Raw genomic sequence first — 24211 nt, 5'->3', positions numbered from 1 at the left:
TTTCGATGCTGATGCTGATGTACGGTCCCAGGCCTACCGCACACCGTTGCTGTGGGCCATGGCGATCGCTTCGGTGCGGGAGGTGGCGCCCACTTTCCGGTAGATGTTGCGCAGGTGGAACTTCACTGTGTTCTCGCTGATGTGCAGTTTCGCGGCGATGGCCCGGTTCCGTTGTCCGGCGGCGAGCAGCTGGAGCACCTCGAGTTCGCGGTCCCCGAGCTTCCAGTCGGAAACGTCGGCCAGCGGGCGGGCAGGCGGATCAAGGGGGAGTGAGATGGCGACGTCGGCACCCCAGCCGGGCATCACATCCACGGACATTCTGCCGTCGAGGGCTTCCACCCGCTGGGCGAGGCGGGCCATGGCGGGCGCGGCCGCGGAGCGCTCGCCGGGTCCGTCGTCGCGGACGTTGACCAGGAGGTTCTCGCCGTCGCAATCCCACTGCGTACGGATCCGCCGCACTCCCGCCTGGTCCACCATGGCAAGGACCAGCCCGCGGACGATCGCGCGGGCCGCGTGCGCCACTTCGCCGGGCAGGGCACGGCCGTTGACGGGCGGCTCGATGAACTGGACGTCGATGCCGCTGAAGTTCATGAGCGGTTTCAGGTCCTCGCGCAGCCGCTGGAAAGCCGTGGCCACCGGTTCCTCCACGAGTTCGGTGGTGCGGTCGTTGAGGGTGCGGAGTCCCACCAACGCCCTGGCGGCGACATCGGTGGCGGACTTTCGTGCTGCGTCGTCGCTGAGCGCAGGCGACCGCAGCGCGGCGAGCAGGGTTTCGAGCGTGGTGGAGTGGTGATCCACCAGTTCCGCCGTCACCCTCACCCGCTCGGCCGAGGCCGCGCGGGATTCGATGAGGTACGACGGCGGCGCGTCCGCCACCTTTTCGCGGATCCGCTCCGCTGCCAGCGTCCACAGGTAGCGGAGCATGCTCTCCGTTGCATCGTGCCCGGCCGGATCCGGCAGCTGCGGGTCGGCGAGGACCAACAGGGCGTTGCTGGGGGAGGACAAGGCGAGGACCTGGCGTTCCTCGCCGCCGAGCACGGCTCCGCCTTGCCACCGGTCACCCGGCGACAGTCCCCCTGCCGCGGAGAGCGACGCCCGGATCTGGTCCAGTTCCGCGATGGAGACCCGGCTGATGATCGATTCGTCTCCGGCCTTCTTCTGCGGCCTGCCCGTGCAGTCCTCGGTGAAGATGACCAGGGCGCTGCTTCCCAGATAGGGGAGGGTCGCCTCCCGCAGCCGCTGGGCAATGGTGGCCAGCGGGGCGGTGGCCAGGGCGGCAACGGCTTCCAGCAGGACTGTATCGGGGGCTTCCACCTGCCCAGTCTACGACGCCACGGGAATAGACCTATCCCTTTGGGTAGTAAATACCGTTCAATCATGGCGTTGGAACTACCTGTCGGGCGGGTGAGGATGAATAGGTAGCAACTTTCGTGAAGGAGGAACCCGCAGATGAGCGTCATCGCCGAAACCGATCCGGCCGTCCTGGCCGATGCGTCCCGCGCCTTTGGCCGCAATCGGGACCTGGTCCAGGACGAGATCAGGGCTGTATCCGGACGCGTTGATCCGGTTCAGGTGGCGGCGCTCGTCACCGAGCTCCGGCTGGCGGGCAGGATCTTCGTGACCGGAGCCGGCCGCAGCGGGCTGGTCCTGAAAATGGCGGCCATGCGGCTGATGCACCTGGGACTGACGGTGCACGTGGTCGGTGAGACCACCACGCCTGCCATCAGCGCAGGGGACCTGCTGCTGGCGGCTTCCGGTTCCGGCACCACCCCCGGCGTCGTCAAGGCGGCGGAGACAGCGGCCGGCCAGGGCGCGCGGGTCGCTGCCTACACCACTGACGCCGGTTCCCCGCTCGCGGCGGTTGCTGCCGCCGTCGTGCTTATCCCGGCCGCCCGGAAAACGGACCACGGCTCGGCGGTGTCCCGGCAGTATTCGGGCAGCCTCTTCGAACAGGTGCTGTTCACCACCACTGAAGCCGTCTTCCAAAGCCTTTGGGACGAGGACGCGGCCGCTGCCGAGGAACTCTGGCGGCGCCACGCGAACCTCGAGTAAACCACGCCAATTTCCACCGAGACACCCCAACCAGAAAAGAGACACCACGTGAAACTGCAAGTCGCCATGGACGTCCTGACCGTCGAAGCCGCCCTCGAGCTCGCGGGCAAGGTCGCCGAATACGTTGACATCATCGAGCTCGGCACCCCGCTGGTGAAGAACGCCGGCCTGTCCGCCGTGACCGCCGTCAAGACCGCCCACCCGGACAAGATCGTCTTCGCGGACATGAAGACCATGGACGCCGGCGAACTGGAGGCCGAGATCGCCTTCGGCGCCGGTGCGGACCTGGTGTCCGTCCTCGGCAGCGCGGATGACTCCACGATCGCCGGCGCGGTCAAGGCGGCGAAGGCCCACAACAAGGGGATTGTTGTTGACCTGATCGGCGTCGCGGACAAAGTCACCCGCGCCAAGGAAGCCCGCGCACTCGGCGCCAAGTTCATTGAGTTCCACGCAGGCCTCGACGAGCAGGCCAAGCCGGGCTACAACCTCAACTTGCTGCTCAGCGCAGGGGAGGAAGCCCGGGTGCCGTTTTCGGTGGCCGGTGGAGTAAACCTGTCCACCATTGAAGCCGTACAGCGCGCCGGTGCGGACGTCGCCGTCGTCGGTGGCTCCATCTACAGCGCAGAGGATCCGGCACTGGCCGCCAAGCAGCTGCGCGCGGCGATTATCTAACGAGTATTCCGCGCGCCTTTCGGTGTATGACCGCGGCAGGATTCGAGTAGTCCCGGCCGTTCCGTCCTGACTGCGGCCATGCCACACTTGATGGACTATCGAGTGACTGGGGGGATCCACGTCAGGAGATTGTCATGCGACCATCGATGCCAGCCAAGAATTCGTGCCGCAGGTTGGCGGTGAACACCGCATGATGATCGGCTGGGCCTACCTTATGGCGGCCATCATGACAGTGGACTCGCTCCTGCTGGGCCTTCTGCTGCTGAACGTGAAGTGGCCGAAGGGCTGGAAGAGGAACAGCTGACCGCCTTGCGTGGATGCCCTCGACCCTCCACCTGATCTCCCGGCCCGCATTCACAGCCTGCCGACAGGATCCGAACAGCAGCGCCATACCTTGGTGCCGCATCTTTGAGTGAAGGACGGTGCAAACCGGCCGTTCTTCCCCAAAGAGCCGTTCACACGGCGGATCGAGGAGACATCAGATGTCACGCACGAAGAGAATCACGCTCGGCCTGGCGGCCGGGGCACTGGCGCTCGGCGCCGGGCTGGGAGTCACCGGGATGGCCTCGGCGGCCGAAACCCCTAGCCCCAGCGCAACGGCCCAGAGCACCGCATCCACCGACGGATCCACAACCACTGACGGCGGCATGCGCGGCGGCCACAGGGGCGGCGACCGCGGCCAGCTGGCTGCCGACCTGGCCACCAAGCTCGGCGTGGAGGAGTCCCAGGTGACCGAGGCCCTCCAGGCGTTCCGGGATGCCAACAAACCGGCTGACGGAACCAAGCCAACCGAGGGGACCAAACCGGACCGCTCCGCCATGGACGCGGCGATGGCCAAGGACCTGGCTGGGTCACTCGGCGTCGAAGAATCCAAGGTCACCGCAGCCCTGGAAGAAATCCGCACGGCCGGCCAGGCTGAACGGGCGGCCGAACTTAAGACCCGGCTTGACCAGGCTGTCACCGACGGCAAACTGACCCAGGTCGAGGCGGACGCCGTCACGAAGGCTGTGGAAGCAGGAGTGATCGGAGGCGGCGGCCACTAGGAAGCAGACAGGACTGGAAAGCAACGCAGGACGCTCTCTCACTTCCTGCCGGTTTACACGAGACGCTCTCTCACTTTCTTCAGGAAAGTGAGAGAGCGTCTTGGGGTTTTAAGGCCAAAAGTGAGAGAGCGTCTTGGGGTTTAGGGCCAAAAGTGAGAGAGCGTTTCTGCCTTGGGGCGCCTAGAGCACCCCGCGGATGGTCTCTTCGAAGCTTGTGACATGGTGCAGGGCCAGCTCGCCGGCTTTGTCGGCGTCGCCCGCGGCCACCGCCTTGAGCAGCTCCACGTGCTCGGTGATGTGGCCGCTCACCGAGGGCACCTTGTCCAGGACCAGGCACCAGATGCGGGTGGCCAGGTTGTCGTAGCGGATCAGGGTGTCTTCCAGGTGCGGGTTGGCAGCCGCCTTGTAGATCAACCGGTGCACTGTCAGGTCATAGCGCATCAGCTCGCGGGACTCGGCAGGGCTGGGATCAAGCTCCGCGATGATCGTGGCGACTTCCAGGAGTTCGCGGCGCATGGCGGCGTTTGCCCTCGTGGCAGCACTGCGGGCGGCCAGCGGCTCCAGCAGCTCCCGGACCTCCGAGACGTCAGCCAGTTCGGTGAAGTCCACGGTGGTGGCAAAAGTTCCCCGGCGCGGATAGGACACCACCAGATGGTCCACCTCCAGCCGCTTGATCGCCTCGCGCACAGGAGTGCGGCCGAAGCCGAGCTCGGCCGCCAGCTGGCCGTCATTGATGGGCTCGCCGGGCCGGATCTCGAGCATGATCAGCTTGTCGCGCAGCTGCCGGTAGGCGGCCTCCGCCTGGGACAGTACTTCGTCCTCGGCGGGTGGCAGGGCGGGAAGTGCATTCAAGGTGCCGCTCCGTTCTTCGCTACTCAGTTCCTTATGGCTCGTCGTCACCACAGCGGCCGGCCTCCAACCACCGGTTGATGCGGTTCCAACCGGAAGCTCAGTGCCACTTTGCCACCGGCTATTGACTCTCATGTGATCCCAATCATACCATTGACCTCACACTGATATATCAGTCATAGCAATAGTGGTATTTCAAAGGAGCATCCGTGGTTGAGCAGTTGAACGAGCGACTTTCCGCAGTCGATCCCGAGGTCCAGCAGGCCATCGCCAATGAGCTGGGCCGCCAGCAGTCGACGCTGGAAATGATCGCCTCGGAGAATTTCGCCCCGTCCGCAGTCATGGAGGCACAGGGCTCGGTACTGACCAACAAGTACGCCGAGGGCTACCCCGGCAAGCGCTACTACGGCGGCTGCGAGCACGTTGATGTGATCGAACAGCTGGCCATCGACCGGGTGAAGGCACTCTTCGGCGCCGAGTTCGCGAACGTCCAGCCGCACTCCGGCGCCCAGGCCAACGCTGCTGCCATGTTCGCGCTGCTGAACCCGGGCGACACCATCATGGGCCTGGACCTGGCCCACGGCGGCCACCTGACCCACGGCATGCGGATCAACTTTTCCGGCAAGCTCTACAACGTGGTCCCGTACCACGTGCGTGAATCGGACCTCCGGATCGATATGGCCGAGGTCGAAGCGCTGGCCCTGGAGCACCGTCCGCGGCTGATCGTCGCCGGCTGGTCCGCCTACTCCCGCCAGTTGGACTTCGCCGAATTCCGCCGCATCGCCGATCTCGTGGACGCGTACCTGATGGTGGATATGGCGCACTTTGCCGGCCTGGTGGCCGCAGGGCTGCACCCCAACCCGGTGCCGTACGCCGATGTCGTCACCACCACCACGCACAAGACCCTCGGCGGTCCGCGCGGCGGCGTCATCCTGGCCAAGGAGGAATACGCCCGCAAGATCAACTCCGCCGTGTTCCCGGGCCAGCAGGGCGGACCGCTGGAGCACGTCATCGCCGCCAAGGCCGTCGCCTTCAAGCTGGCCGGCACCCCCGAATTCAAGGAACGCCAGGAGCGCGTCCTGCAGGGATCCAAGCTGCTGGCGGAACGGCTCCTCCGTGACGACGTCGCCGCGGCTGGCATCTCCGTAGTCAACGGCGGCACCGATGTGCACCTGGTCCTCGTGGACCTCCGCAACTCCGAACTAGACGGGCAGCAGGCCGAAGACGCCCTGCACCGGATCGGCATCACGGTCAACCGCAACGCCGTACCGTTCGACCCCCGCCCGCCGATGGTTTCCTCGGGCCTCAGGATCGGAACGCCCGCCCTGGCCACCCGCGGCTTCGGCGCCGTGGAATTCACTGAGGTCGCGGACATCATCGCGACGGCGCTGATTGCCGCGGCTGCCAACGGCGCCACCGGGGCAACGTCCCTGAGTGACAGCGCCGTCGTCGAACTTCGCGCCCGGGTGACCGCCCTCGCCGAACAATTCCCCCTCTACCCGCATCTTTCCCAGGACAGTGGCGATGAAATCGCCGCCTTTGAAACAGACATGATTGGAGCAGCCCAGTGAGCACCCAACAGCTCCCCGAGCACCCGGATTTCCTCTGGCGCAACCCGGAGCCCAAGTCCTCCTACGGCGCCGTGATTGTGGGCGGTGGCGGGCACGGCCTGGCCACCGCCTACTTCCTGGCCAAGAACCATGGCATGACCAACATCGCCGTTCTGGAAAAGGGCTGGCTGGCCGGCGGCAACATGGCACGCAACACCACCATCATCCGGTCCAACTACCTCTGGGACGAGAGCGCTGCCATCTACGAGCACGCCCTCAAGCTCTGGGAAATCCTGCCGGAAGAGCTCGAATACGACTTCCTCTTCAGCCAGCGAGGCGTCATGAACCTCGCCCACACCCTGGGCGACGTCCGCGAAAGCATCCGCCGCGTGGGCGCGAACAAGCTCAACGGCGTGGACGCTGAGTGGCTGGAACCGGACCAGGTCAAGGAGCTCTGCCCGATCCTGAACATCAGCGACAACATCCGCTACCCGGTCATGGGCGCCACCTACCAGCCGCGTGCCGGCATCGCCAAGCACGACCACGTGGCCTGGGCCTTCGCCCGCAAGTGCGACGAACTGGGCGTGGACATCATCCAGAACTGCGAAGTCACCGGCTTCCTCAAGGACGGCGACCGCGTGGTGGGCGTCAAGACCAACCGCGGCACCATCAACACCGAAAAGGTGGGCCTGTGCGCTGCCGGCCACAGCTCGGTCCTTGCGGAAATGGCCGGCTTCCGGCTCCCCATCCAGTCCCACCCGCTCCAGGCCCTGGTCTCCGAGCTGCACGAACCGGTCCACCCCACCGTGGTGATGTCCAACCACGTGCACGTCTATGTTTCCCAGGCCCACAAGGGCGAACTGGTCATGGGCGCCGGCGTCGACTCCTACAACGGCTACGGCCAGCGCGGGTCCTTCCACGTAATTGAGAACCAGATGGCCGCCGCCGTTGAACTGTTCCCCATCTTTGCGCGGGCACATGTGCTCCGGACCTGGGGCGGGATCGTGGACACCACGCTGGATGCCTCGCCGATCGTGGGCACCACCCCGGTGGAGAACATGTTCGTGAACTGTGGCTGGGGCACCGGCGGCTTCAAGGCCACCCCGGCTGCCGGACTCACGTTCGCGCACACCATCGCCACGGGCACCCCGCACAAGCTGAACAAGCCGTTTGCGCTGGAACGCTTCGAAACCGGCGCCCTGATCGACGAGCACGGCGCAGCCGCAGTAGCCCACTAGCCGCCGTCCCATAGAAAGAAGACGCACATGCTGCTTATCTCATGCCCCAACTGCGGCTCGCGCGACGAGACCGAGTTCCACTACGGCGGCCAGGCCCACGTGCCGTACCCGGAAAACCCGAACGACATGAACGACCGCGAATGGGCCGAGTTCCTGTTCTACCGCGACAACACCAAGGGCGCCTTCGCCGAGCGCTGGCTCCACAGCACCGGTTGCCGCCAGTGGTTCAACATGCTCCGCGACACCGTCACGTACGACATCCAGGCCGTCTACCCGATGGGTTCACCCCGGCCGGACGTGTCCGTCGCGGCCGCGGCCGAATCCGGCACTGCAAGCACCGCCGCTGACAGCACCACCACCGGCACCAGCGCGCCCAGCACCTCTGCAACCAGCATCGCACCGGCCGGTTCAGCCTCAAGCACGACAGCCTCAAGCACCACCGCCCCGGAAGGAGCAACCAAGTGACTTCCCAGAACGCCCGCCTCGCCGCCGGCGGACGCATCGACCGCAGCATCTCCTGGCGTTTCACCGTGGACGGCGAGGAATTCACCGGCCACCCCGGCGACACGCTCGCCTCGGCCCTGCTCGCCAATGGCCGGATCGCCGCCGGCAACTCGCTGTACGAGGACCGCCCCCGCGGCATCATGTCCGCCGGCGTGGAGGAATCCAACGCGCTGGTCCGGGTCGAAGCACGGTTCCCGGGCCACGTGGCAGAGTCCATGCTCCCCGCCACCACCGTCACCCTGGTGGACGGCCTGAAGGCAGACCTGCTCAACGGCCTGGGCCGGCTTGACCCCGAGGAGGACCGCGCCGAGTACGACAAGAAGTTCGTGCACACGGACGTCCTGGTGATCGGCGGCGGCCCCGCCGGCCTGGCCGCGGCCCGCGAGGCCGTGCGCACCGGCGCCCGGGTGATGCTGCTGGACGACCAGCCCGAACTGGGCGGCACGCTCCTGTCCGGATCCACCGCACCTGACCTGGCCGAGGCCATCGAAGGCAAGCCGTCCCTGGAATGGGTGGCTGATGTGGAAGCCGAGCTCGTCTCCGCAGCCGAATGCACCGTCCTGAACCGCACCACGGCCTTCGGCGCCTACGACGCCAACTACATCGTCGCCGTCCAGAACCGCACCGACCACCTCTCCAGCCCGGCCGCCCCCGGCGTGTCCCGGCAGCGGATTTGGCACATCCGTGCCAAGCAGGTGGTGGTTGCTCCCGGCGCCCACGAGCGCCCGCTGGTCTTCGAGAACAACGACCGCCCGGGCATCATGCTCGCCTCGGCCGTCCGCAGCTACCTCAACCGCTACGCCGTGGCCGCCGGGCAGCGCGTCGTCATCAGCACCACCAACGACAGCGCCTACGCACTGGCCTCGGACCTGCGCGCCGCCGGCGTCAAGGTGGCGGCCGTCGTCGACGCCCGTCCCCGCCTTACGGAAGTGGCAGCCGCCGCCGTCGAGTCCGGCACCCGCGTGCTGATCGGCAGCGCCGTGGCCAACACCTCCGCCTCAGGAGAAGGCGCCGCAGACGGCCGGCTGGACAGCGTCACCGTCCGCAGTATCAACGACGACGGCGAACTCACCTCCGGCATCGAAGAGATCGCCTGCGACCTGCTGGCAGTCTCCGGCGGCTGGAGCCCGCTGGTGCACCTCCACTCGCAGCGGCAGGGAAAGCTGCGCTGGGACGAGGACCTGGCGGCGTTCGTACCGAGCACCGTGGTCCCGAACCAGCAGACCATCGGCTCCGGCCGCGGCAGCTTCGAACTCGCCGACTGCCTCGCCGAAGGCATCTCCGCCGGAGCTTCGGCGGCCATCGCCGCCGGCTTCAGTGCCGCCGTCGAACCTTCTGTCATCGGCGAGCCGAAGGCATCCGCCCCGACCCGCCAGCTGTGGCTGGTGCCCGGCCAGGCCGGTACCCCGGACGACTGGCACCACCACTTCGTGGACTTCCAGCGCGACCAGTCCGTGGCTGACGTGCTGCGGTCCACCGGCGCCGGCATGCGGTCCGTGGAGCACATCAAGCGCTACACCTCGATCAGCACCGCCAACGACCAGGGCAAGACTTCCGGCGTCAACGCCATCGGCGTGATCGCCGCGGCTCTCCGCACCGCCGGCGAAGCGTCCCGGGGCATCGGCGACATCGGCACCACCACGTACCGGGCACCGTTTACCCCGGTGGCGTTTGCGGCACTTGCCGGACGCCAGCGCGGCGAACTGTTCGACCCCGCCCGTGTTACGTCGATCCACCCGTGGCACGTGGCCAAGGGTGCGCTGTTCGAGGACGTGGGGCAGTGGAAGCGCCCCTGGTACTACCCGCAGGACGGGGAGGACATGGACACCGCCGTGCTGCGCGAGTGCGCCGCCGTCCGCGAATCCGTGGGCTTCATGGACGCCACCACGCTCGGCAAGATCGAAATCCGTGGCAAGGACGCCGGTGAGTTCCTCAACCGGATCTACACCAACGCGTTCAAGAAGCTCGCCCCGGGTTCCGCCCGCTACGGCGTGATGTGCATGGCGGACGGCATGATTTTCGACGACGGCGTGACCCTGCGCCTCGACGAGGACCGGTTCTTCATGACCACCACCACCGGCGGTGCCGCGAAGGTGCTGGACTGGCTGGAGGAATGGCTACAGACCGAATGGCCTGAGCTGGACGTGCACTGCACCTCGGTGACCGAACAGTGGAGCACCATTGCCGTCGTCGGGCCCAAATCCCGCGCGGTCCTCGCGAAGGTGGCACCCGAACTCGCCGCCGGCGGCGGCCTGGAGGCGGAAGCCTTCCCGTTCATGACCTTCCGCGAAACCACCCTCGCCTCCGGCGTGCAGGCCCGGATCTGCCGGATCTCGTTCTCCGGCGAACTGGCCTACGAAATTAACGTGCCGTCCTGGTACGGCCTGAACACCTGGGAAGCTGTTGCGGCCGCCGGGGCCGAATTCAATATCACCCCCTACGGCACCGAAACCATGCACGTGCTCCGCGCCGAAAAGGGCTACCCGATCGTCGGGCAGGACACCGACGGCACTGTCACCCCGCAGGATGCCGGGATGGAATGGGTTGTCTCCAAGGCCAAGGAGTTCATCGGCAAGCGCTCCTACGCCCGTGCCGATGCGAAGCGCGAGGACCGCAAGCACCTGGTCAGCGTCCTCCCCGTGGACGGAACGCTGCGGCTGCCGGAAGGCACCCAGCTCGTGGAAAAGGGCATCCCGACCAACCCCGCCTACGGTCCCGTCCCGATGCAGGGTTTCGTGACCTCGAGTTACCACAGCGCCGCACTGGGCCGGTCCTTCGGCCTGGCCCTGATCAAGAACGGCCGCAACCGCATCGGCGAGACCCTCGTGGCCGCCGCCGGTGACCAGCTGGTTGATGTCGTTGTCGCCGAAACCGTACTTTTTGACCCTGAAGGGACCCGCAAAGATGGCTAACACAGCAGCACTCGAAGGCATCAATGGACTCCGGGACATCCGCCGCAGCCCGGCCTCCCACCTGGCCGAAGCGCTGGACGCCGGCTCCGTGACGGGCACGGTTGTCCTCCAGGAAGGCCCGTTCCAGACCATGGCGGGGATCCGCGTTGACCCCCGCTCCGAGCAGGGCTCGCGGATCGCGTCCGTGGCCGGCGGCCTGCCCGCACGGTGCGGCGAAGTGGCCGGCTCGGACGGCATCAGCGTCCTGTGGCTCGGCCCGTCCGAGTTCCTGGTGGTCGCACCGGAAGAAGCCCACGACTCCCTCGGCGGGCACCTGATCGGCTCCCTCACGGCAGCCCTCGGAGACGCCCCGGGCCAGGTGGTGGACCTCTCCGCCAACCGCACCACGTTCGAACTCTCTGGCCCCCGTGCACGGGCAGTCCTGGAGAAGGGCTGCGCCTTGGACCTGCACCCCCGCAGCTTCACGCCGGGAACAGCCCTGAGCACCGAAGTGGGCAACATCCCGGTGATCCTGCTGAAGACCGGCGAGGACAGCTTCCGGCTCTTCCCGCGGGCTTCGTTCGCGGACTTCCTGGGCCGGTGGCTCCTGGACGCCATGAGGGAATACGCCTCCCCCGAGGTGCCCTGATGGCGCTGAGCGCCCTGGACCTCTTCTCCGTTGGCATCGGGCCGTCGTCGTCACACACGGTCGGCCCGATGCGGGCGGCGAAACTGTTCGCCGAAGGGCTCAAAGGTGACGGCCACCTGAGCGCCACCACACGGGTCCAGGCGGAACTGTTCGGATCGCTCGGCGCCACCGGCAGGGGCCACGGCTCCGACAAAGCCGTGGTCCTGGGCCTCCAGGGCCTGGACCCCGAAACGGTGGACACCTCCACCGCGGACGACCAGGTGGCCGCCGCCGCGCTCGACGCCGAACTCCGGATCGGCGGGGACCACCGGGTGGACTTCAACTGGGACGAGGACGTGGTGCTGCACCGCCGGAAATCCCTGCCTGCCCACCCCAACGGCATGACGTTCCGCGCGCTGGACCACACCGGCGCCGTGCTCAGTGAACGGAGCTTCTACTCCATTGGCGGCGGTTTCGTTGTTGACGGCGATGCCGACGCCGGAGACAAAGTGGTGGCGGACGACACACCGCTGCCATACCCTTTCACCACGGCCGACGAACTCCTGGAGATCTGCCGCCGCGAGGGAATGTCCATCTCCGACGTCATGCTCGCCAACGAGCTGGCATGGCGCAGCGAAGCGGAACTCCGCGAGGAGCTGCTGAAACTCTGGGCCGTCATGCGCGAATGCGTGGACAACGGCTGCGCCGCGGAAGGGATCCTTCCCGGCGGGCTGAACGTCAGGCGCCGGGCGCCGTCGTTGTTCAAGACCCTGACCGCGGACACCGGCGTCACCGATCCGCTCCGGGCCATGGAGTGGGTGAACCTCTTCGCGCTGGCAGTCAACGAGGAAAATGCCGCCGGCGGGCGGATCGTCACCGCCCCCACCAACGGCGCGGCCGGGATTGTGCCGGCCGTACTGCACTACTACGTCAAGTTTGTCCCCGGAGCCGACGACGACGGCGTGGTCCGCTTCCTGCTGGCGGCGGCCGCCGTCGGGATTCTATTCAAGATCAACGCCTCAATCTCCGGCGCCGAAGTGGGCTGCCAGGGCGAAGTGGGTTCCGCCTGCTCCATGGCGGCCGCCGGACTGTGCGAAGTGCTCGGCGGCACGCCGGAACAGGTGGAAAACGCGGCTGAGGTGGGAATCGAACACAACCTGGGCCTGACCTGCGACCCCGTGGGCGGCCTGGTGCAGATCCCCTGCATCGAACGGAACGCCATTGCCAGCGTGAAAGCCATCAACGCCGCCCGCCTTGCCCTGCACGGGGACGGCAGCCACAAGGTATCGCTGGACAAAGCCATTAAAACCATGCGCGAGACAGGAGCGGACATGAAAACCAAGTACAAGGAGACCTCCCGCGGGGGCCTCGCCGTGAATGTGATCGAGTGCTGAGCCATGACTGCCATTGAGACTGAAACTTCTTCCCTTCCGTCCTTCGCGGGCCCGGCCGCGACCACCGTGGAACATGTCCTGACGCTGGACTGCAACGAGTCGCCGGGCATCGTCCACGCCGTCTCCGGCTTCCTGCTGGAACACGGCTGCGACATTATCGACAACCAGCAGTTCGGCGAACGCTCCGAAGGGCACTTCTTCATGCGGGTGCACTTTGCGTCCGACGGCGATGCCTCCACCGCGGAGACCCTGCGGGCCGCTTTTGCCCCGGTTGCTGAACGCTTCGGGATGAGCTGGCGGTTGGAGCCGCACGGTTCCAAGCGCCGCGTGCTGATCATGGTGTCCAAGTTCGGGCACTGCCTCAACGACCTGCTGTTCCGTGCCAGGATCGGCGAGCTGCCGGTGGACGTGGTGGCCGTGGTGTCCAACCACACGGACCACCAGGCGCTGGTGGCATGGCACGGGATCCCGTTCTTCCACGTGCCCGTTACCGCCGCCACCAAGCCCGAGGCCGAGGCGCGGCTGCTGGAGCTGGTGGACGAGTTCGACGTGGAACTGGTGGTGCTGGCCCGCTACATGCAGGTCCTTAGCGACGGCCTCACCCGCAAGCTGGACGGCCGTGCCATCAACATCCACCACTCGTTCCTGCCCAGTTTCAAGGGCGCCAAGCCGTACCACCAGGCCTACGCCCGCGGCGTTAAGACGGTAGGGGCTACCGCGCACTACGTCAACGGCGAGCTGGACGAGGGACCCATCATCGCCCAGCAGGTGGTGGAGGTGGACCACACCTACGGCCCGGAAGACCTGGTGGCCGCCGGACGCGACACCGAGTGCAAGGCCCTTTCCAACGCGGTGCGCTGGCATTGCGAGGGCCGTGTGATCCTGCGCGGCAACAGGACAGTGGTGCTCCGCTAGGACGCTCTCTCACTTCCGGTCGGTTAAGCCGGGACGCTCTCTCACTTCCGGTCGGTTAAGCCGGGACGCTCTCTCACTTTCTTGGAGAAAGTGAGAGAGCGTCCCGGTTTTTCCTGCGTTAAGTGAGAGAGCGTCCATTCACGCGTTGGCCACTCGCTACAGCGCGGCCAGCCGGGTGGCGAGGTGCAGCGCAGCGAGCCGGCCGGTTCCGCGCGGATCGCCGCCGCACAACTCAAAAATCCGCTGCATGCGGTGATGCATCGACTGCCGCTCAACATGCAGTTCGCGGGCAGCCTGCGCGGTGTTGCAGCCAGAGTCCAGCCAGGTTGCCAGGGTTGCGAGCAGCTGGGAGTTGCGCCGCGCGTCGTGATCCAGCAGGGGCCCCACCTGCTGGCGGACGAAATCCTGCCGCGCGCCCTGGTCCAGATGCTGCACCGCCAGGCGCTCCACCGCCAGATTTTCGACGTCGATCACCACTCCTTCCGTGTCCGACGCCGGCCGGGCCGCTGACCGAAGTGAGCCGTTCACGGCGAGATCCAGGGCGCTTTTCGCCTCCGACAACGACCAGGGAGCGTGTTCGATCCCGGCGGCCAGCGGACCCACCGCCGTCATGGTCCCCGCCTCAACCGGGAGCTCCCTGAGTGCTGCCACGAGCCCGGCCCGCGCGGCCGCCGCCCCGTCAAAAGGGAGGGCGGCAAGCGCCAGGAGCTCGGCATTGTCCACATAGCTGGCGCTCTGCTGCGCCGACCGCTTGAGGATAGTGTCCATTGCCGCCCGCAGCTGCTGTGAGGTGGACGACCGGACGACGACGGCGACCACCGTCGCAGAGGGAAGGATCCCGGCGGCGGGGGAGAGCTGCTGAAGCCGCCAGGGCTGGCTGCCGGAACTGACGGCCCGCAGCAGCGCCGTGCCGGCCACTTCTTTCAGCCCGGGCGGCATCCGCTGCAGCAGAGCGAGCGACAGGATGTCCACGCAGCGGCCGCCGGCCACGCGCGCCAGGTTGACGTCGCCGTCGGCCGGGACATTGATGAGCAACCTCGCGGAGGGCACGCCACGGACCGGCACATCAATGCTTATCAACGTGCCGCCGATGCCCGTCTCTGCCGCGCTTCCGGGCTCTGCCGCGCTTCCGGGCTCTGCCGGGGAGCCGGTGCCGGACTCCAGGCCCTCTGCCGGCTGGGAAGCCGTGCCGTTCCCCGGATGCGTACCGGCGCCGGCCGCCGGACGCGTATCGGCGCCGCCCGGGCCGGCGTTGCCCAGCGTTACACCGGACACGGATGAGAGCTCCAGGGTCGCACCAATGATTCCGGCCAGCACGGCAAGGATCTGATCCAGGCTGCTCCCGTGGGCCAGCTCAACGGCCATGGCGTGGCTGGCCTCATCCGCGCGGCGCAGATGGGCCACCGATTCACTGACGAGCATCGAGTTAATCGCCTGCATGATGCCCACGAAGGGCACCACCTTGCGGAATTCGATAAGGGGAAGCCCGGCGGTTTCCGCTGCCTGGATCATCGACGACGGCAGTGAAGCGAGCCGCTGGCCAGTTTCCACCGCCAGCGCACCAACCCCGCGCTCCGAGAGCTGCCGGACGTACTCCGCCCGGCGTGCATCCGAGGCAGTAACCAGCGCGTCGCCGCCGGTAAGAAGCAGCTCGCCGCCGCTAAGTAACGGCGCGATGTCCAGGACTTCACTGGAGTGCACCCACCGCAGCTGCGTACCCGCCACTGCGCCTGCACCGGCGCGGATCACGGGATCGGCGGCTGTGAGGGTGGCATGTTTTAGGATCTCACTGAGCTTTATTGGCATTACGCTCCGTCATGCAAATGGGGCTTTTGATGTACATATCGTATCTTGTTGCGTGTGGTCTGCGGCACATACTCTGGCTGTATCCCCTTTCTCCCACGGAGGCCCACATGCAAAACAACTCCACTGCAGTCCCGGCCGGCCACGTGCCCGCAGCCGGCGAAGACGTTGAAGCCTGGCTTCAGCCCATCCCCGAATCACAGCGGACCCGGAAGGTTTCCGGACAGTTCTGGATCTGGGCGGGAGCCAACCTGGCGCCCATCAACTGGGTGCTCGGCGCCCTGGGCATCCACCTCGGACTTGGCTTCGCCGACACCGTTACCGTCCTGGTTTTGGGGAACCTGATCGGCATGCTTCTGTTCGGCTGCTTCGTACTGCTGGGCCAGAAGACAGGTGCCACGGGCATGGTGCTGGCCCGCGCGGCATTTGGCCGGCGCGGAAACTACCTTCCCGCCGCCATCCAGGCGCTACTGGTCATCGGCTGGTGCGCCGTCAACACCTGGATCATCCTGGACCTTGTCATGGCACTCTTCGGCACCCTCGGCTGGGTGGACCCGACAGCCCACAACTACGCCTGGAAGATCGGTGTCGCCACCACCATCATGGCTGCGCAGGTTGCCATCGCCTGGTTCGGCTACAAGGCTATTGCGGCTTTTGAAAAGTGGACCGTGCCGCCCACCATCATCATCCTCGCGGTGATGTCCGCCGTCGCCTGGTTCGGCATGAAGATCAACTGGTCCTACGCCGGACCCGCCGGCAACATCCTCGAAGGCTCGGAGCGGATCGCGGCCATGAGCGCCGTTATGACGGCCATCGGCATCGGCTGGGGAATCACCTGGTTCACCTACGCCGCTGACTACTCCCGTTTTGTGAGCACCGAGGTGCCGAAGCGCAAGGTCTACCTGGCCTCAGTGCTGGGGCAGTTCATCCCGGTCGTCTGGCTCGGAGTCCTGGGCGCCAGCCTTGCAACCAACAGTGGCGAGATCGACCCCGGAAAACTCATCGTGCAAAACTTCGGAGTCCTCGCGCTTCCGGTACTCCTGATGGTCCTGCACGGACCCATCGCCACCAACATCCTGAACATCTACACCTTCTCAGTCGCAACCCAGGCCCTCGACATCACCATCAGCCGCCGCAAGCTCAATCTGTTCGTCGGCGTTTTCTCGCTCATCGCCGTCGTATTCTTCATCTTCCAGGAGGACTTCGCCTCCGTCCTGGATGCGTGGCTGATCGGTCTCGTGGCCTGGGTGGCCGCCTGGGGCGGCGTCATGCTGGTGCATTTCTTCTGGATCGAGAAGCGCTGGCCCGGCGAGGCCTCACGGCTGTTCGACGGCGTGGGCACTAAGCGGCTCCCCGGAGTCAACTGGGCGGGCGTCGTGTCCCTCCTGGTCGGCATTTTCGCCACCTGGCTGTTCATGTACGGCCTGGTTCCCGCAATGCAGGGCCCCATCGCAGTGGCACTGGGCGGCTGGGACCTCTCCTGGCTCGCCGGCGGCGTCAGCAGCGCAGCGTGCTACGCAGTTCTTGGCCCCCGGGTCCACCGGAAATTTCTGGCCGGCGGCGCCGCTGAGCCGGTCCAGGTAACCGTCCCGGAGACGACGGTCCCGGAACCTTCAGCCCGCCCGTCAACCACCGCAGTCTCGCTGTAGAAAGGATTCGGACCATGGAATTCCCCGCCTTCCCGGACTCCGCCCATCCCATCACCTGGCCCGAAGGGTTCCGGGCGGCCGCGTCCTTCACCTTCGATGTGGACGCGGAATCATGCACCATTGCGCACGACCCCACCAGCACCCGCCGGATGTCGCTCATGACGCACCAGTCCTACGGGCCCAAGGTTGCAGTGCCCCGGCTGCTCCAGATCCTGCAGCGCCAGGACATCCAGGCCACGTTCTTCATTCCCGGATTCACGGCTGAAAGCTACCCCGACGTGGTGCGCCGGATTGTGGACGCCGGCCACGAAATCGCCCACCACGGCTACCTGCACGAACCCATGCAGGGCATCGACGCGGCCACCGAGGCGCGGTACATCGACCGCGGGCTGGAAGCGCTGGCCAAGGTCGCCGGTGTCCGGCCGATCGGTTACCGGGCCCCGTGGTGGGAACTGAACTGGCACTCGCCAGCGCTCCTTGCGGACCGCGGCTTCCTCTACGATTCAAGCCTGCTCGACGGCGATGCACCGTACCGCTTCAGCGTCGGCGAGGGCGATTCCAGGGACCTGGTGGAAATCCCGGTGGATTGGGCGCTCGACGACTGGGAGCAGTACGCGTTCTATCCCGGGGTCACCGGCAGCGGCGTCATCGAAAGCCCCGCCAAGGTCCTGGAAATGTGGACGCTGGAAGCGGAGGCACACCATGCGGCCGGGAGTTGCTTTGTACTGACCAATCACCCGTTCATCTCCGGCCGGCCCTCGAAAGCCGTGGCCCTGGAACAGCTGATCAGCCGCGTCAAGGACATGGACGGAATGTGGGTCACCACCATGGCCGGGATCGCCCAGCACATCCGGGACACGGTCACCGAAGTCCACAGCCACGCACGGATTGAGGTTCCGGGATTCCCCGACGCCGGCGCCCGTTTCACCCCGGCACAGGTGCGCCAGCCAGCGCTGGCCGCTGAACCGGCCGGTCGCTAGCCACCGGAGGCCCGAGCCGGCGAACCAATCACCGGCGGCCCCAACCACCCTCGGCCCCAACCACCGGAACGCTCTCTCACTCGGTGAGTGAGCGTTCCGGCTTTTGTTGCGATAAGTGAGAGAGCGTCGGCCCAAATCGTGCAGGAAGTGAGAGAGCGTCGGCCCAAATCGTGCAGGAAGTGAGAGAGCGTCGGCCCAGATCGTGCCGGAAGTGAGAGCGTCCGCCCAAATCGTGCAGGAAGTGAGAGAGCGTCTGCCCAGATCCCGCAGGAAGTGAGAGAGCGTCCGGCGGGAGGAGGGGCTAGAGGCCCAGGGTTTCCTTCAGCGCTGCGACGTGGCCCTGGGCCTTGACCTGGTACTGGGCCAGCTTCACTTTGCCCTCGGGGTCGAGCACCACGGTGGAGCGGACGATTCCTTCAGTGACCTCGCCATCGCGCAGCTTTTCGCCCCAGGCGCCGTAGGCCAGGGCCACGGAGTGGTCCTCGTCGGCCAGGAGCGGGAAGGTCAGGGCAAAGTCGCCGGTGAAGTGGGCCAGCTTTTCGGGAGCGTCGGGGGAGACGCCCAGGACCTCGTAGCCGGAGCCCTGCAGGGACTCGAGGCTGTCGCGGAAGTCGCACGCCTCCGTGGTGCAGCCGGGCGTGGCCGCTTCGGGGTAGAAGTACACGATGACGTTCTTGCCGCGGTAATCGGCCAGCGAGGTGGGCTTGCCCTCAGCGTCCGGCAGGGTGAAATCCGGTGCCTGGGTTCCGGGCTGGAGCTTGGTGGTCAGAGTGGGGCTCATAATGATCCTTCGGGAGTCTGTTGCTGACAAAAGAGCTGCGTAAACAACGGGGTGGGGCAGACGGCTGTATGGCACAACCACCGGTTCAGATGCTGTATTCCGCGGGGCCGCGAACTTTAGTGTGCGCGCCCGGGACGAACTGGTAGCCGCCGCCGCGCACTGTGGCGATGGCGTGCCGGCCGCGGCGCAGCTTCCGGCGCACCCGCCCCACGTATACATCGATAGAGCGCGAGGCCGCCGCTGGGGAATCAAAGGATTCCAGGAACAGCCGCAATTCCTCCCGGCTGACGGTCCGCGAGCAATTTTCCACGAGGTAGCGCAGCAGCTTGAACTCGACGCCGGTGAGCGCCACCCGCTTGCCGTCCAGCCGGACCTCACCCGCGGCGAGGTCCACGGACACGAGGCACGCGGGACCGGCCGACGGCGGCAGGGGAGTGGCGCCGTCGTCGTCCCCTTCCGGGGAGTCCTCCGTAAGGGGCGACGACGGCACCCGGGTTCCGCTGCGGGCTGCCCCGTGCGGTCCCCCCGGCAGGGCAGCCTCGGCAGCGGAAGTTGCAGCTCCGGCGGCGGGCCAGACATGGACTTCCGCCTCCGGAGCAATCTTGAGGGCACGCGCCAGCAACAGTTCCGCGGCGCGCGCCATAACGGCGTCGTCAATGTCCTGGCCGTCGTCCGGGGTTACCCAGACGGCCAGGCCATGGGCTTTGAGCTGCGCACCCGGCTGCCCCGGACCGGGCTGCCCCGGACCGGCCTGCGCCGGACCGGCCTGCGCCGGACCGGGCCGCGCCGGGCCAGCCTGCGCCGGGCCCGCAGTGCATATGCCGCGCGGGGAATGTACCTGGACAGCCATGGCGTGGTGCCTCAGACGCCGCCGCGGCGGATCAGCTTGCCGCCGGGGGTCTGGCCATCGATTTCATGTCCGCGCAGGAATGTCTTCCGGACCACGCCGGAGAGTGCCTTGCCGTCGTAGGGCGTGATGGGGTTCTTGTGCTTGAGCTTGGAAACGTCCACCACGAAGGCCTCATCGGGCGCGAAGACCGAGAAGTCGGCGTCGAAACCGAGCGCCAGCTGGCCCTTGTTTGAGAGTCGTGCCAGGGCGGCCGGCTTCTCTGCCATCCACGAAACAACCTGCTCCAGCGGGATGTTGCGGTGCCGGGCCTCGGTCCAGATCAGCGACAGGCCAAGCTGCAGCGAGGAGACGCCGCCCCAGGCCACAGCGAAGTCGCCGTTTTCCAGATCCTTCAGGTCAAGCGTGGACGGGGAGTGGTCGGAGACGATGCAGTCGATGGTGCCGTCTTGCAGTCCCTTCCAGAGGAGCTCGCGGTTGGAGGCCTCGCGGATGGGCGGGCAGCACTTGTAGGCGGTGGCGCCGTCGGGGATCTCCTCGGCCATCAGGGTGAGGTAGTGCGGGCAGGTCTCCACAGTGAGGTGCACGCCGTCGCGCTTGGCGCTGGCGATCATCGGCAGCGCATCGGAAGAGGAGAGGTGCAGGATGTGGGCGCGGGCACCCGTCCAGCGGGCACGCTCGATCACCTCGGCGATGGCCTTGTTCTCTGCGCCGCGGGGGCGGGATGCCAGGAAGGTGGAGTAGTGGTCGCCGCCCGGATGCGGTGCGCGGTCAATGGCGTGCGAGTCCTCGGCGTGGACGATCATGAGCGAGTCGAAGGACTTGAGCTCGGCCATGTCCTCTTCCATCTCGTCCGCCTCCAGGTGCGGGAACTCGTCCACGCCGGAGTGCAGCAGGAAGCACTTGAAACCGAACACACCTTCGTCGTGCAGCGGGCGCAGGTCGGCCTTGTTGCCGGGCACGGCGCCGCCCCAGAAGCCGACGTCCACGAACGCCTGGTCCTCGGCCACTTCGCGCTTGAGCTTAAGGCCTTCAACGGTGGTGGTGGGCGGGATGGAGTTCAGCGGCATGTCGATGATGGTGGTGACGCCGCCGGCTGCCGCGGCCCGGGTGGCGGACGCGAAGCCCTCCCATTCGGTGCGGCCGGGCTCGTTGACGTGGACGTGGGTGTCCACCAGGCCGGGGATCAAGGTTTCGTCGTCGGCGAGTTCGATCACTTCGGCGCCGGCCAGGCCGTTGCCGAGCGGTTCGATGGCCACGATCTTGCCGCCGCGCACGCCCACTTCCCGGGGTGCGATGCCGGCCGTGGTGAGGATACGCTGCCCCCGGATAACGAGGTCAAAGCTTTCTTCAGACATTGAGGGGCTCCTTAGTGCGGGCGTTGTTCGCTGGCGCGGCGGAATCAACCGTGGTGGCGGCCCGGGTCAGGTCCGCCAGTTCCGCGCCGATGTGCTTTCCCAATTGTTCAAGCAGGGGTGCTGCTTCGGCTATACATATTTCTACCTTGGCCTCCAGCGAGGTCAGGGGGTAGACCTGCCGGAATCCGGAATCCTTTTGCTGCTCCGGCGTCAGCGTGGTCCGCCCGCAGACGGCCACCACCGGAACGCCGGCCCGGGCGGCCGCTCGCGCCACGCCCATGGGCGTTTTGCCGAGCAAACTCTGTTCGTCCAGGCTGCCTTCCCCGGTGATCACCAGGTCTGCCCCGGCCAGCCGGTCGGCGAGCCCGGTGAATTCAAGCACGACGTCGATGCCCGGCCTGCGCGTCGCGGCCAGGACGGCTATGGCCGCGTAGCCAACACCGCCCGCCGCTCCGGCGCCCGGTGCCTCCGCGGCCTTCAGCGCGCGGGGCCCGATCTCGGCGGCGAGGACATCCACAAAGTGTGCAAGCGCGGCATTAAGGATTGACACGTCCTCCGGGCCGGCACCCTTCTGCGGGCCGAAGATCGCCGCGGCTCCTTCGGCTCCGAGCAGCGGGTTGTCCACGTCGCTGGCTAGGACGAAGCGTGTATCGTCCAGCCGCGAATCGAATCCGGAGAAATCGATCCGGTCCAGCCTGGCGAGGGCCGCGCCGCCGGGCGGCAGTTCGTTGCCGTCGGCGTCGAGGAGCTGCGCGCCGAGTCCCTGCAGGACGCCGGCGCCGCCGTCGGTGTTGGCGCTCCCGCCGACGCCCAGGATGATCTGCCGGCATCCGGCGTCGAGCGCTGCCCGGATCAGTTCACCGGTGCCCAGGCTGGTGGCACCCCTGGCGCTGGCGGAATCCGGCCGGCCGGATGAGCCGCCTTCAGCGGGCAGGACGGCGAGCCCGGACGCGGCGGCCATCTCAATGACCGCCTCACGGCCGCGGACCGCGAAGTCCGCCCGGAGCGGCTGCCCGGTGGGGCCGCTGACCATGGCGCTCCTGCGTGTGAAGCCGGAGCCGACGGCGGCATCGAGGGTGCCCTCGCCGCCGTCGGCTACCGGAATCCGGAGCACGTCAAGGTTGTGGCCGGTCGCCGACTGCAGCCCGGCATCCAGGTGCCGGGCCACCTCCGGGGCGGACAGCGAGCCCTTGAACTTGTCCGGTGCGATCACGATCCGCATGATTAGGCCTGCATCGCCAGGATGGCGGTGGGGGCGTCGGCGCTGGTCTCGGCCAGTTCCTCGAACTCGTTCACCGCGTTGATTTCCACGCCCATGGAGATGTTGGTGATCTTTTCCAGGATCACTTCAACCACCACGGGAACCTTGAACTCGCCGGCCAGTGCCTTCGCCTTGTCGAAGGCGGCACCCAGATCGTTCGGGTTCTCCACCCGGACGGCCTTGCAGCCCAGGCCCTCGGCCACCTTGACGTGGTCCACGCCGTAGCCGTTTGTTTCCGGGGAGTTGATGTTCTCGAAAGCCAGGGACACGTTCTGTTCCATGTTGAAGCCGCGCTGGGACTGGCGGATCAGGCCCAGGTAGGAGTTGTTCACCACCACGTGGATGTACGGCAGGTTGAACTGCGCGCCCACGGCCAGTTCCTCGATCATGAACTGGAAATCGTAGTCACCGGACAAAGCAACAACGGTCTCGTCCGGCTTGCCGCGCACCACGCCCAGGGCGGCCGGAGCGGTCCAGCCCAGGGGCCCTGCCTGGCCGGCGTTGATCCACTTGCGCGGGCCGAAAACGTGCAGCATCTGGGCGCCGGCGATCTGGGACAGGCCGATGGTGGAAACGTAGGTGGTGTCCTTGCCGAAGGACTTGTTCATCTCCTCGTACACGCGCTGCGGCTTGATGGGGATGTTCTCGAAGTGCGTCTTGCGGTGCAGGGTGGCCTTGCGCTCCTGGCATTCGGCGGCCCAGGCGGAGTAGTCCGGCAGGGATCCGGCGGCCTGGCGTTCGCGGGCCAGTTCAACCAGCCCGGTCAGCGCTGCGCCGGCGTCGGACGCGATGCCGAAGTCCGGGGAGAACACGCGGCCGATCTGCGTGGGCTCGATGTCGATGTGCACGAACGTGCGGCCGGCCGTGTAGGTGTCCAGCCCTCCGGTGTGGCGGTTGGCCCAGCGGTTGCCGACGCCGATCACGAAGTCGCTGCGCAGGTAGTTCTCGTTGCCGTAGCGGTGCGAGGTCTGCAGGCCCACCATGCCGGCCATCAGGGGGTGGTCGTCGGAGATGGCGCCCCAGCCCATCAGGGTGGGGATGACCGGAACGCCCAGCAGTTCGGCCAGTTCCACCAGCTGCTCGGAAGCGCCGGCGTTGATGACGCCGCCGCCGGCCACGATCAGCGGGCGCTCGCCTGCGGTCAGCATGTCCAGGGCCTTTTCCAGCTGCTTGCGGCTGGCCTTGGGCTTCTCCACGGGCAGGGGCTCGTAGGTGTCGATGTCGAATTCGATCTCTGCCATCTGCACGTCGATCGGCAGGTCCAGCAGCACCGGGCCGGGACGGCCGGAGCGCATCAGCTGGAAGGCCTTCTGGAAGGCGCCCGGAACCTGGCCGGGCTCCAGGATGGTCATGGCCATCTTGGTGACAGGCTTGGCGATGGACTCGATGTCCACGGCCTGGAAGTCTTCCTTGTGCAGCTTGGCAACGGGGGCCTGGCCGGTGATGCAGAGCATGGGGATGGAATCGGCCCAGGCCGCGTACAGCCCGGTGATCATGTCCGTGCCGGCCGGGCCGGAGGTGCCGATGCAGATGCCGATGTTTCCATCCGCGGCACGGGAGTAGCCGTCCGCCATGTGGCTGGCGCCCTCAACGTGGCGGGCCAGCGTGTGGCGGATGCCGCCGTGGTTCCGCATGGCGGAGTAGAACGGGTTGATCGCCGCGCCTGGCAGGCCGAACGCCTCAGTGGCGCCCTCCTTTTCCAGGATCGCGACGGCAGCGTCTACGGTGCGCATCTTGGTCATTGTGTACTCCTAGGGGAAGTCTGTTTTTGGGTGTGATGAAGGAAGGCCCGGCGT

The 24211-nt window shown here is 66.9% G+C and carries 21 protein-coding genes; 13 read left to right on the top strand and 8 right to left on the bottom strand.

Going from position 1 to position 24211, the window contains the following annotated elements; genetic code table 11:
• Positions 1–33: 33 nt before the first annotated feature.
• Positions 34–1314 (bottom strand): helix-turn-helix transcriptional regulator, encoded by a 1281-nt coding sequence (locus tag ARTH_RS18795; protein WP_011693535.1) that lies wholly within the window; start codon positions 1312–1314, stop codon positions 34–36.
• Positions 1315–1449: 135 nt separating this feature from the next.
• Between ARTH_RS18795 and hxlB the strand changes: the two genes are divergently transcribed.
• The 4 genes from hxlB to ARTH_RS18780 all read left to right on the top strand — a co-directional run bounded on the left by hxlB (position 1450) and on the right by ARTH_RS18780 (position 3767).
• Entirely contained in the window at positions 1450–2052 is a 603-nt protein-coding gene (gene hxlB, locus ARTH_RS18790) for a 6-phospho-3-hexuloisomerase (RefSeq protein WP_011693534.1), read from the top strand.
• A gap of 48 nt (positions 2053–2100) precedes the next feature.
• Positions 2101–2724, top strand: a complete 624-nt coding sequence (hxlA, locus tag ARTH_RS18785) for a 3-hexulose-6-phosphate synthase (RefSeq protein WP_011693533.1) — start codon at positions 2101–2103, stop codon at positions 2722–2724.
• A 163-nt stretch (positions 2725–2887) separates the two neighbouring features.
• Positions 2888–3028, top strand: coding sequence for a hypothetical protein (locus tag ARTH_RS23985; protein WP_156810710.1), 141 nt, complete (start codon positions 2888–2890; stop codon positions 3026–3028).
• 178 nt (positions 3029–3206) lie between these two features.
• A complete protein-coding gene (locus ARTH_RS18780; protein WP_011693532.1) occupies positions 3207–3767 on the top strand; it encodes a hypothetical protein in 561 nt (186 codons plus the stop codon).
• Between the two features lie 180 nt (positions 3768–3947).
• Here ARTH_RS18780 and ARTH_RS18775 read toward each other — a convergent pair whose 3' ends face one another.
• Positions 3948–4619 (bottom strand): GntR family transcriptional regulator, encoded by a 672-nt coding sequence (locus ARTH_RS18775; protein ID WP_011693531.1) that lies wholly within the window; start codon positions 4617–4619, stop codon positions 3948–3950.
• 206 nt (positions 4620–4825) lie between these two features.
• Here ARTH_RS18775 and glyA point away from each other — a divergent pair, with 206 nt between their 5' ends.
• The 7 genes from glyA to purU are packed head-to-tail and all read left to right on the top strand — an operon-like array spanning position 4826 to position 13736.
• Positions 4826–6187, top strand: a complete 1362-nt coding sequence (glyA, locus tag ARTH_RS18770) for a serine hydroxymethyltransferase (protein WP_011693530.1) — start codon at positions 4826–4828, stop codon at positions 6185–6187.
• Positions 6184–7404: a sarcosine oxidase subunit beta family protein gene (locus ARTH_RS18765; RefSeq protein ID WP_011693529.1), complete on the top strand. Its 1221-nt coding sequence runs from the start codon at positions 6184–6186 to the stop codon at positions 7402–7404. The genes glyA and ARTH_RS18765 overlap by 4 nt, the downstream gene beginning before the upstream one ends.
• A 27-nt stretch (positions 7405–7431) precedes the next feature.
• Entirely contained in the window at positions 7432–7869 is a 438-nt protein-coding gene (locus ARTH_RS18760) for a sarcosine oxidase subunit delta (protein ID WP_011693528.1), read from the top strand.
• Positions 7866–10820, top strand: a complete 2955-nt coding sequence (locus ARTH_RS18755) for a sarcosine oxidase subunit alpha family protein (protein WP_011693527.1) — start codon at positions 7866–7868, stop codon at positions 10818–10820. Before ARTH_RS18760 ends, ARTH_RS18755 begins: the two co-directional genes overlap by 4 nt.
• Complete coding sequence (locus ARTH_RS18750; protein ID WP_011693526.1) at positions 10813–11448, top strand: sarcosine oxidase subunit gamma; 636 nt, start codon at positions 10813–10815, stop codon at positions 11446–11448. The genes ARTH_RS18755 and ARTH_RS18750 overlap by 8 nt, the downstream gene beginning before the upstream one ends.
• Positions 11448–12821: an L-serine ammonia-lyase gene (locus tag ARTH_RS18745; RefSeq protein ID WP_011693525.1), complete on the top strand. Its 1374-nt coding sequence runs from the start codon at positions 11448–11450 to the stop codon at positions 12819–12821. Before ARTH_RS18750 ends, ARTH_RS18745 begins: the two co-directional genes overlap by 1 nt.
• Before the next feature lie 3 nt (positions 12822–12824).
• Positions 12825–13736 carry a formyltetrahydrofolate deformylase gene (gene purU, locus ARTH_RS18740; protein ID WP_011693524.1) on the top strand — a complete coding sequence of 304 codons (912 nt, stop codon included), beginning with the start codon at positions 12825–12827 and terminating at the stop codon, positions 13734–13736.
• A gap of 156 nt (positions 13737–13892) precedes the next feature.
• Here the strand turns inward: purU and ARTH_RS18735 are convergent, their stop codons facing one another.
• Entirely contained in the window at positions 13893–15542 is a 1650-nt protein-coding gene (locus ARTH_RS18735) for a PucR family transcriptional regulator (protein WP_011693523.1), read from the bottom strand.
• A gap of 107 nt (positions 15543–15649) precedes the next feature.
• Between ARTH_RS18735 and ARTH_RS18730 the strand changes: the two genes are divergently transcribed.
• Positions 15650–17188: a purine-cytosine permease family protein gene (locus ARTH_RS18730; protein WP_052309726.1), complete on the top strand. Its 1539-nt coding sequence runs from the start codon at positions 15650–15652 to the stop codon at positions 17186–17188.
• A gap of 14 nt (positions 17189–17202) precedes the next feature.
• On the top strand, positions 17203–18168 hold the full coding sequence (locus ARTH_RS18725) for a polysaccharide deacetylase family protein (RefSeq protein WP_011693521.1): 966 nt from the start codon (positions 17203–17205) through the stop codon (positions 18166–18168).
• A gap of 301 nt (positions 18169–18469) precedes the next feature.
• Here ARTH_RS18725 and bcp read toward each other — a convergent pair whose 3' ends face one another.
• From bcp to gcl, 5 genes are all read right to left on the bottom strand, one after another.
• Positions 18470–18949 (bottom strand): thioredoxin-dependent thiol peroxidase, encoded by a 480-nt coding sequence (bcp, locus tag ARTH_RS18720; protein ID WP_011693520.1) that lies wholly within the window; start codon positions 18947–18949, stop codon positions 18470–18472.
• Between the two features lie 85 nt (positions 18950–19034).
• Positions 19035–19799: a winged helix-turn-helix domain-containing protein gene (locus tag ARTH_RS18715; RefSeq protein WP_011693519.1), complete on the bottom strand. Its 765-nt coding sequence runs from the start codon at positions 19797–19799 to the stop codon at positions 19035–19037.
• 11 nt (positions 19800–19810) lie between these two features.
• A complete protein-coding gene (gene allB, locus ARTH_RS18710) occupies positions 19811–21154 on the bottom strand; it encodes an allantoinase AllB (protein ID WP_011693518.1) in 1344 nt (447 codons plus the stop codon).
• Positions 21147–22376, bottom strand: coding sequence for a glycerate kinase (locus ARTH_RS18705; RefSeq protein ID WP_011693517.1), 1230 nt, complete (start codon positions 22374–22376; stop codon positions 21147–21149). Before ARTH_RS18705 ends, allB begins: the two co-directional genes overlap by 8 nt.
• Before the next feature lie 2 nt (positions 22377–22378).
• Complete coding sequence (gene gcl, locus ARTH_RS18700) at positions 22379–24157, bottom strand: glyoxylate carboligase (protein WP_011693516.1); 1779 nt, start codon at positions 24155–24157, stop codon at positions 22379–22381.
• Positions 24158–24211 lie beyond the last annotated feature (54 nt).

This window comes from Arthrobacter sp. FB24, from assembly GCF_000196235.1.
Taxonomy (GTDB): Bacteria; Actinomycetota; Actinomycetes; order Actinomycetales; family Micrococcaceae; genus Arthrobacter.
Note: the sequence above shows the minus strand (reverse complement) of the source record. Positions and strands in the feature narration are given on the sequence as shown.

Coding starts and splice junctions, on each gene's coding strand:
- ARTH_RS18705 (WP_011693517.1), bottom strand. CDS start 22,376: ATGCGGATCGTGATCGCACCGGACAAGTTCAAGGGCTCGCTGTCCGCC.
- gcl (WP_011693516.1), bottom strand. CDS start 24,157: ATGACCAAGATGCGCACCGTAGACGCTGCCGTCGCGATCCTGGAAAAG.
- hxlB (WP_011693534.1), top strand. CDS start 1,450: ATGAGCGTCATCGCCGAAACCGATCCGGCCGTCCTGGCCGATGCGTCC.
- allB (WP_011693518.1), bottom strand. CDS start 21,154: ATGTCTGAAGAAAGCTTTGACCTCGTTATCCGGGGGCAGCGTATCCTC.
- purU (WP_011693524.1), top strand. CDS start 12,825: ATGACTGCCATTGAGACTGAAACTTCTTCCCTTCCGTCCTTCGCGGGC.
- ARTH_RS18715 (WP_011693519.1), bottom strand. CDS start 19,799: ATGGCTGTCCAGGTACATTCCCCGCGCGGCATATGCACTGCGGGCCCG.
- ARTH_RS18725 (WP_011693521.1), top strand. CDS start 17,203: ATGGAATTCCCCGCCTTCCCGGACTCCGCCCATCCCATCACCTGGCCC.
- ARTH_RS18730 (WP_052309726.1), top strand. CDS start 15,650: ATGCAAAACAACTCCACTGCAGTCCCGGCCGGCCACGTGCCCGCAGCC.
- ARTH_RS18780 (WP_011693532.1), top strand. CDS start 3,207: ATGTCACGCACGAAGAGAATCACGCTCGGCCTGGCGGCCGGGGCACTG.
- ARTH_RS18745 (WP_011693525.1), top strand. CDS start 11,448: ATGGCGCTGAGCGCCCTGGACCTCTTCTCCGTTGGCATCGGGCCGTCG.
- ARTH_RS18750 (WP_011693526.1), top strand. CDS start 10,813: ATGGCTAACACAGCAGCACTCGAAGGCATCAATGGACTCCGGGACATC.
- ARTH_RS18735 (WP_011693523.1), bottom strand. CDS start 15,542: ATGCCAATAAAGCTCAGTGAGATCCTAAAACATGCCACCCTCACAGCC.
- ARTH_RS18760 (WP_011693528.1), top strand. CDS start 7,432: ATGCTGCTTATCTCATGCCCCAACTGCGGCTCGCGCGACGAGACCGAG.
- bcp (WP_011693520.1), bottom strand. CDS start 18,949: ATGAGCCCCACTCTGACCACCAAGCTCCAGCCCGGAACCCAGGCACCG.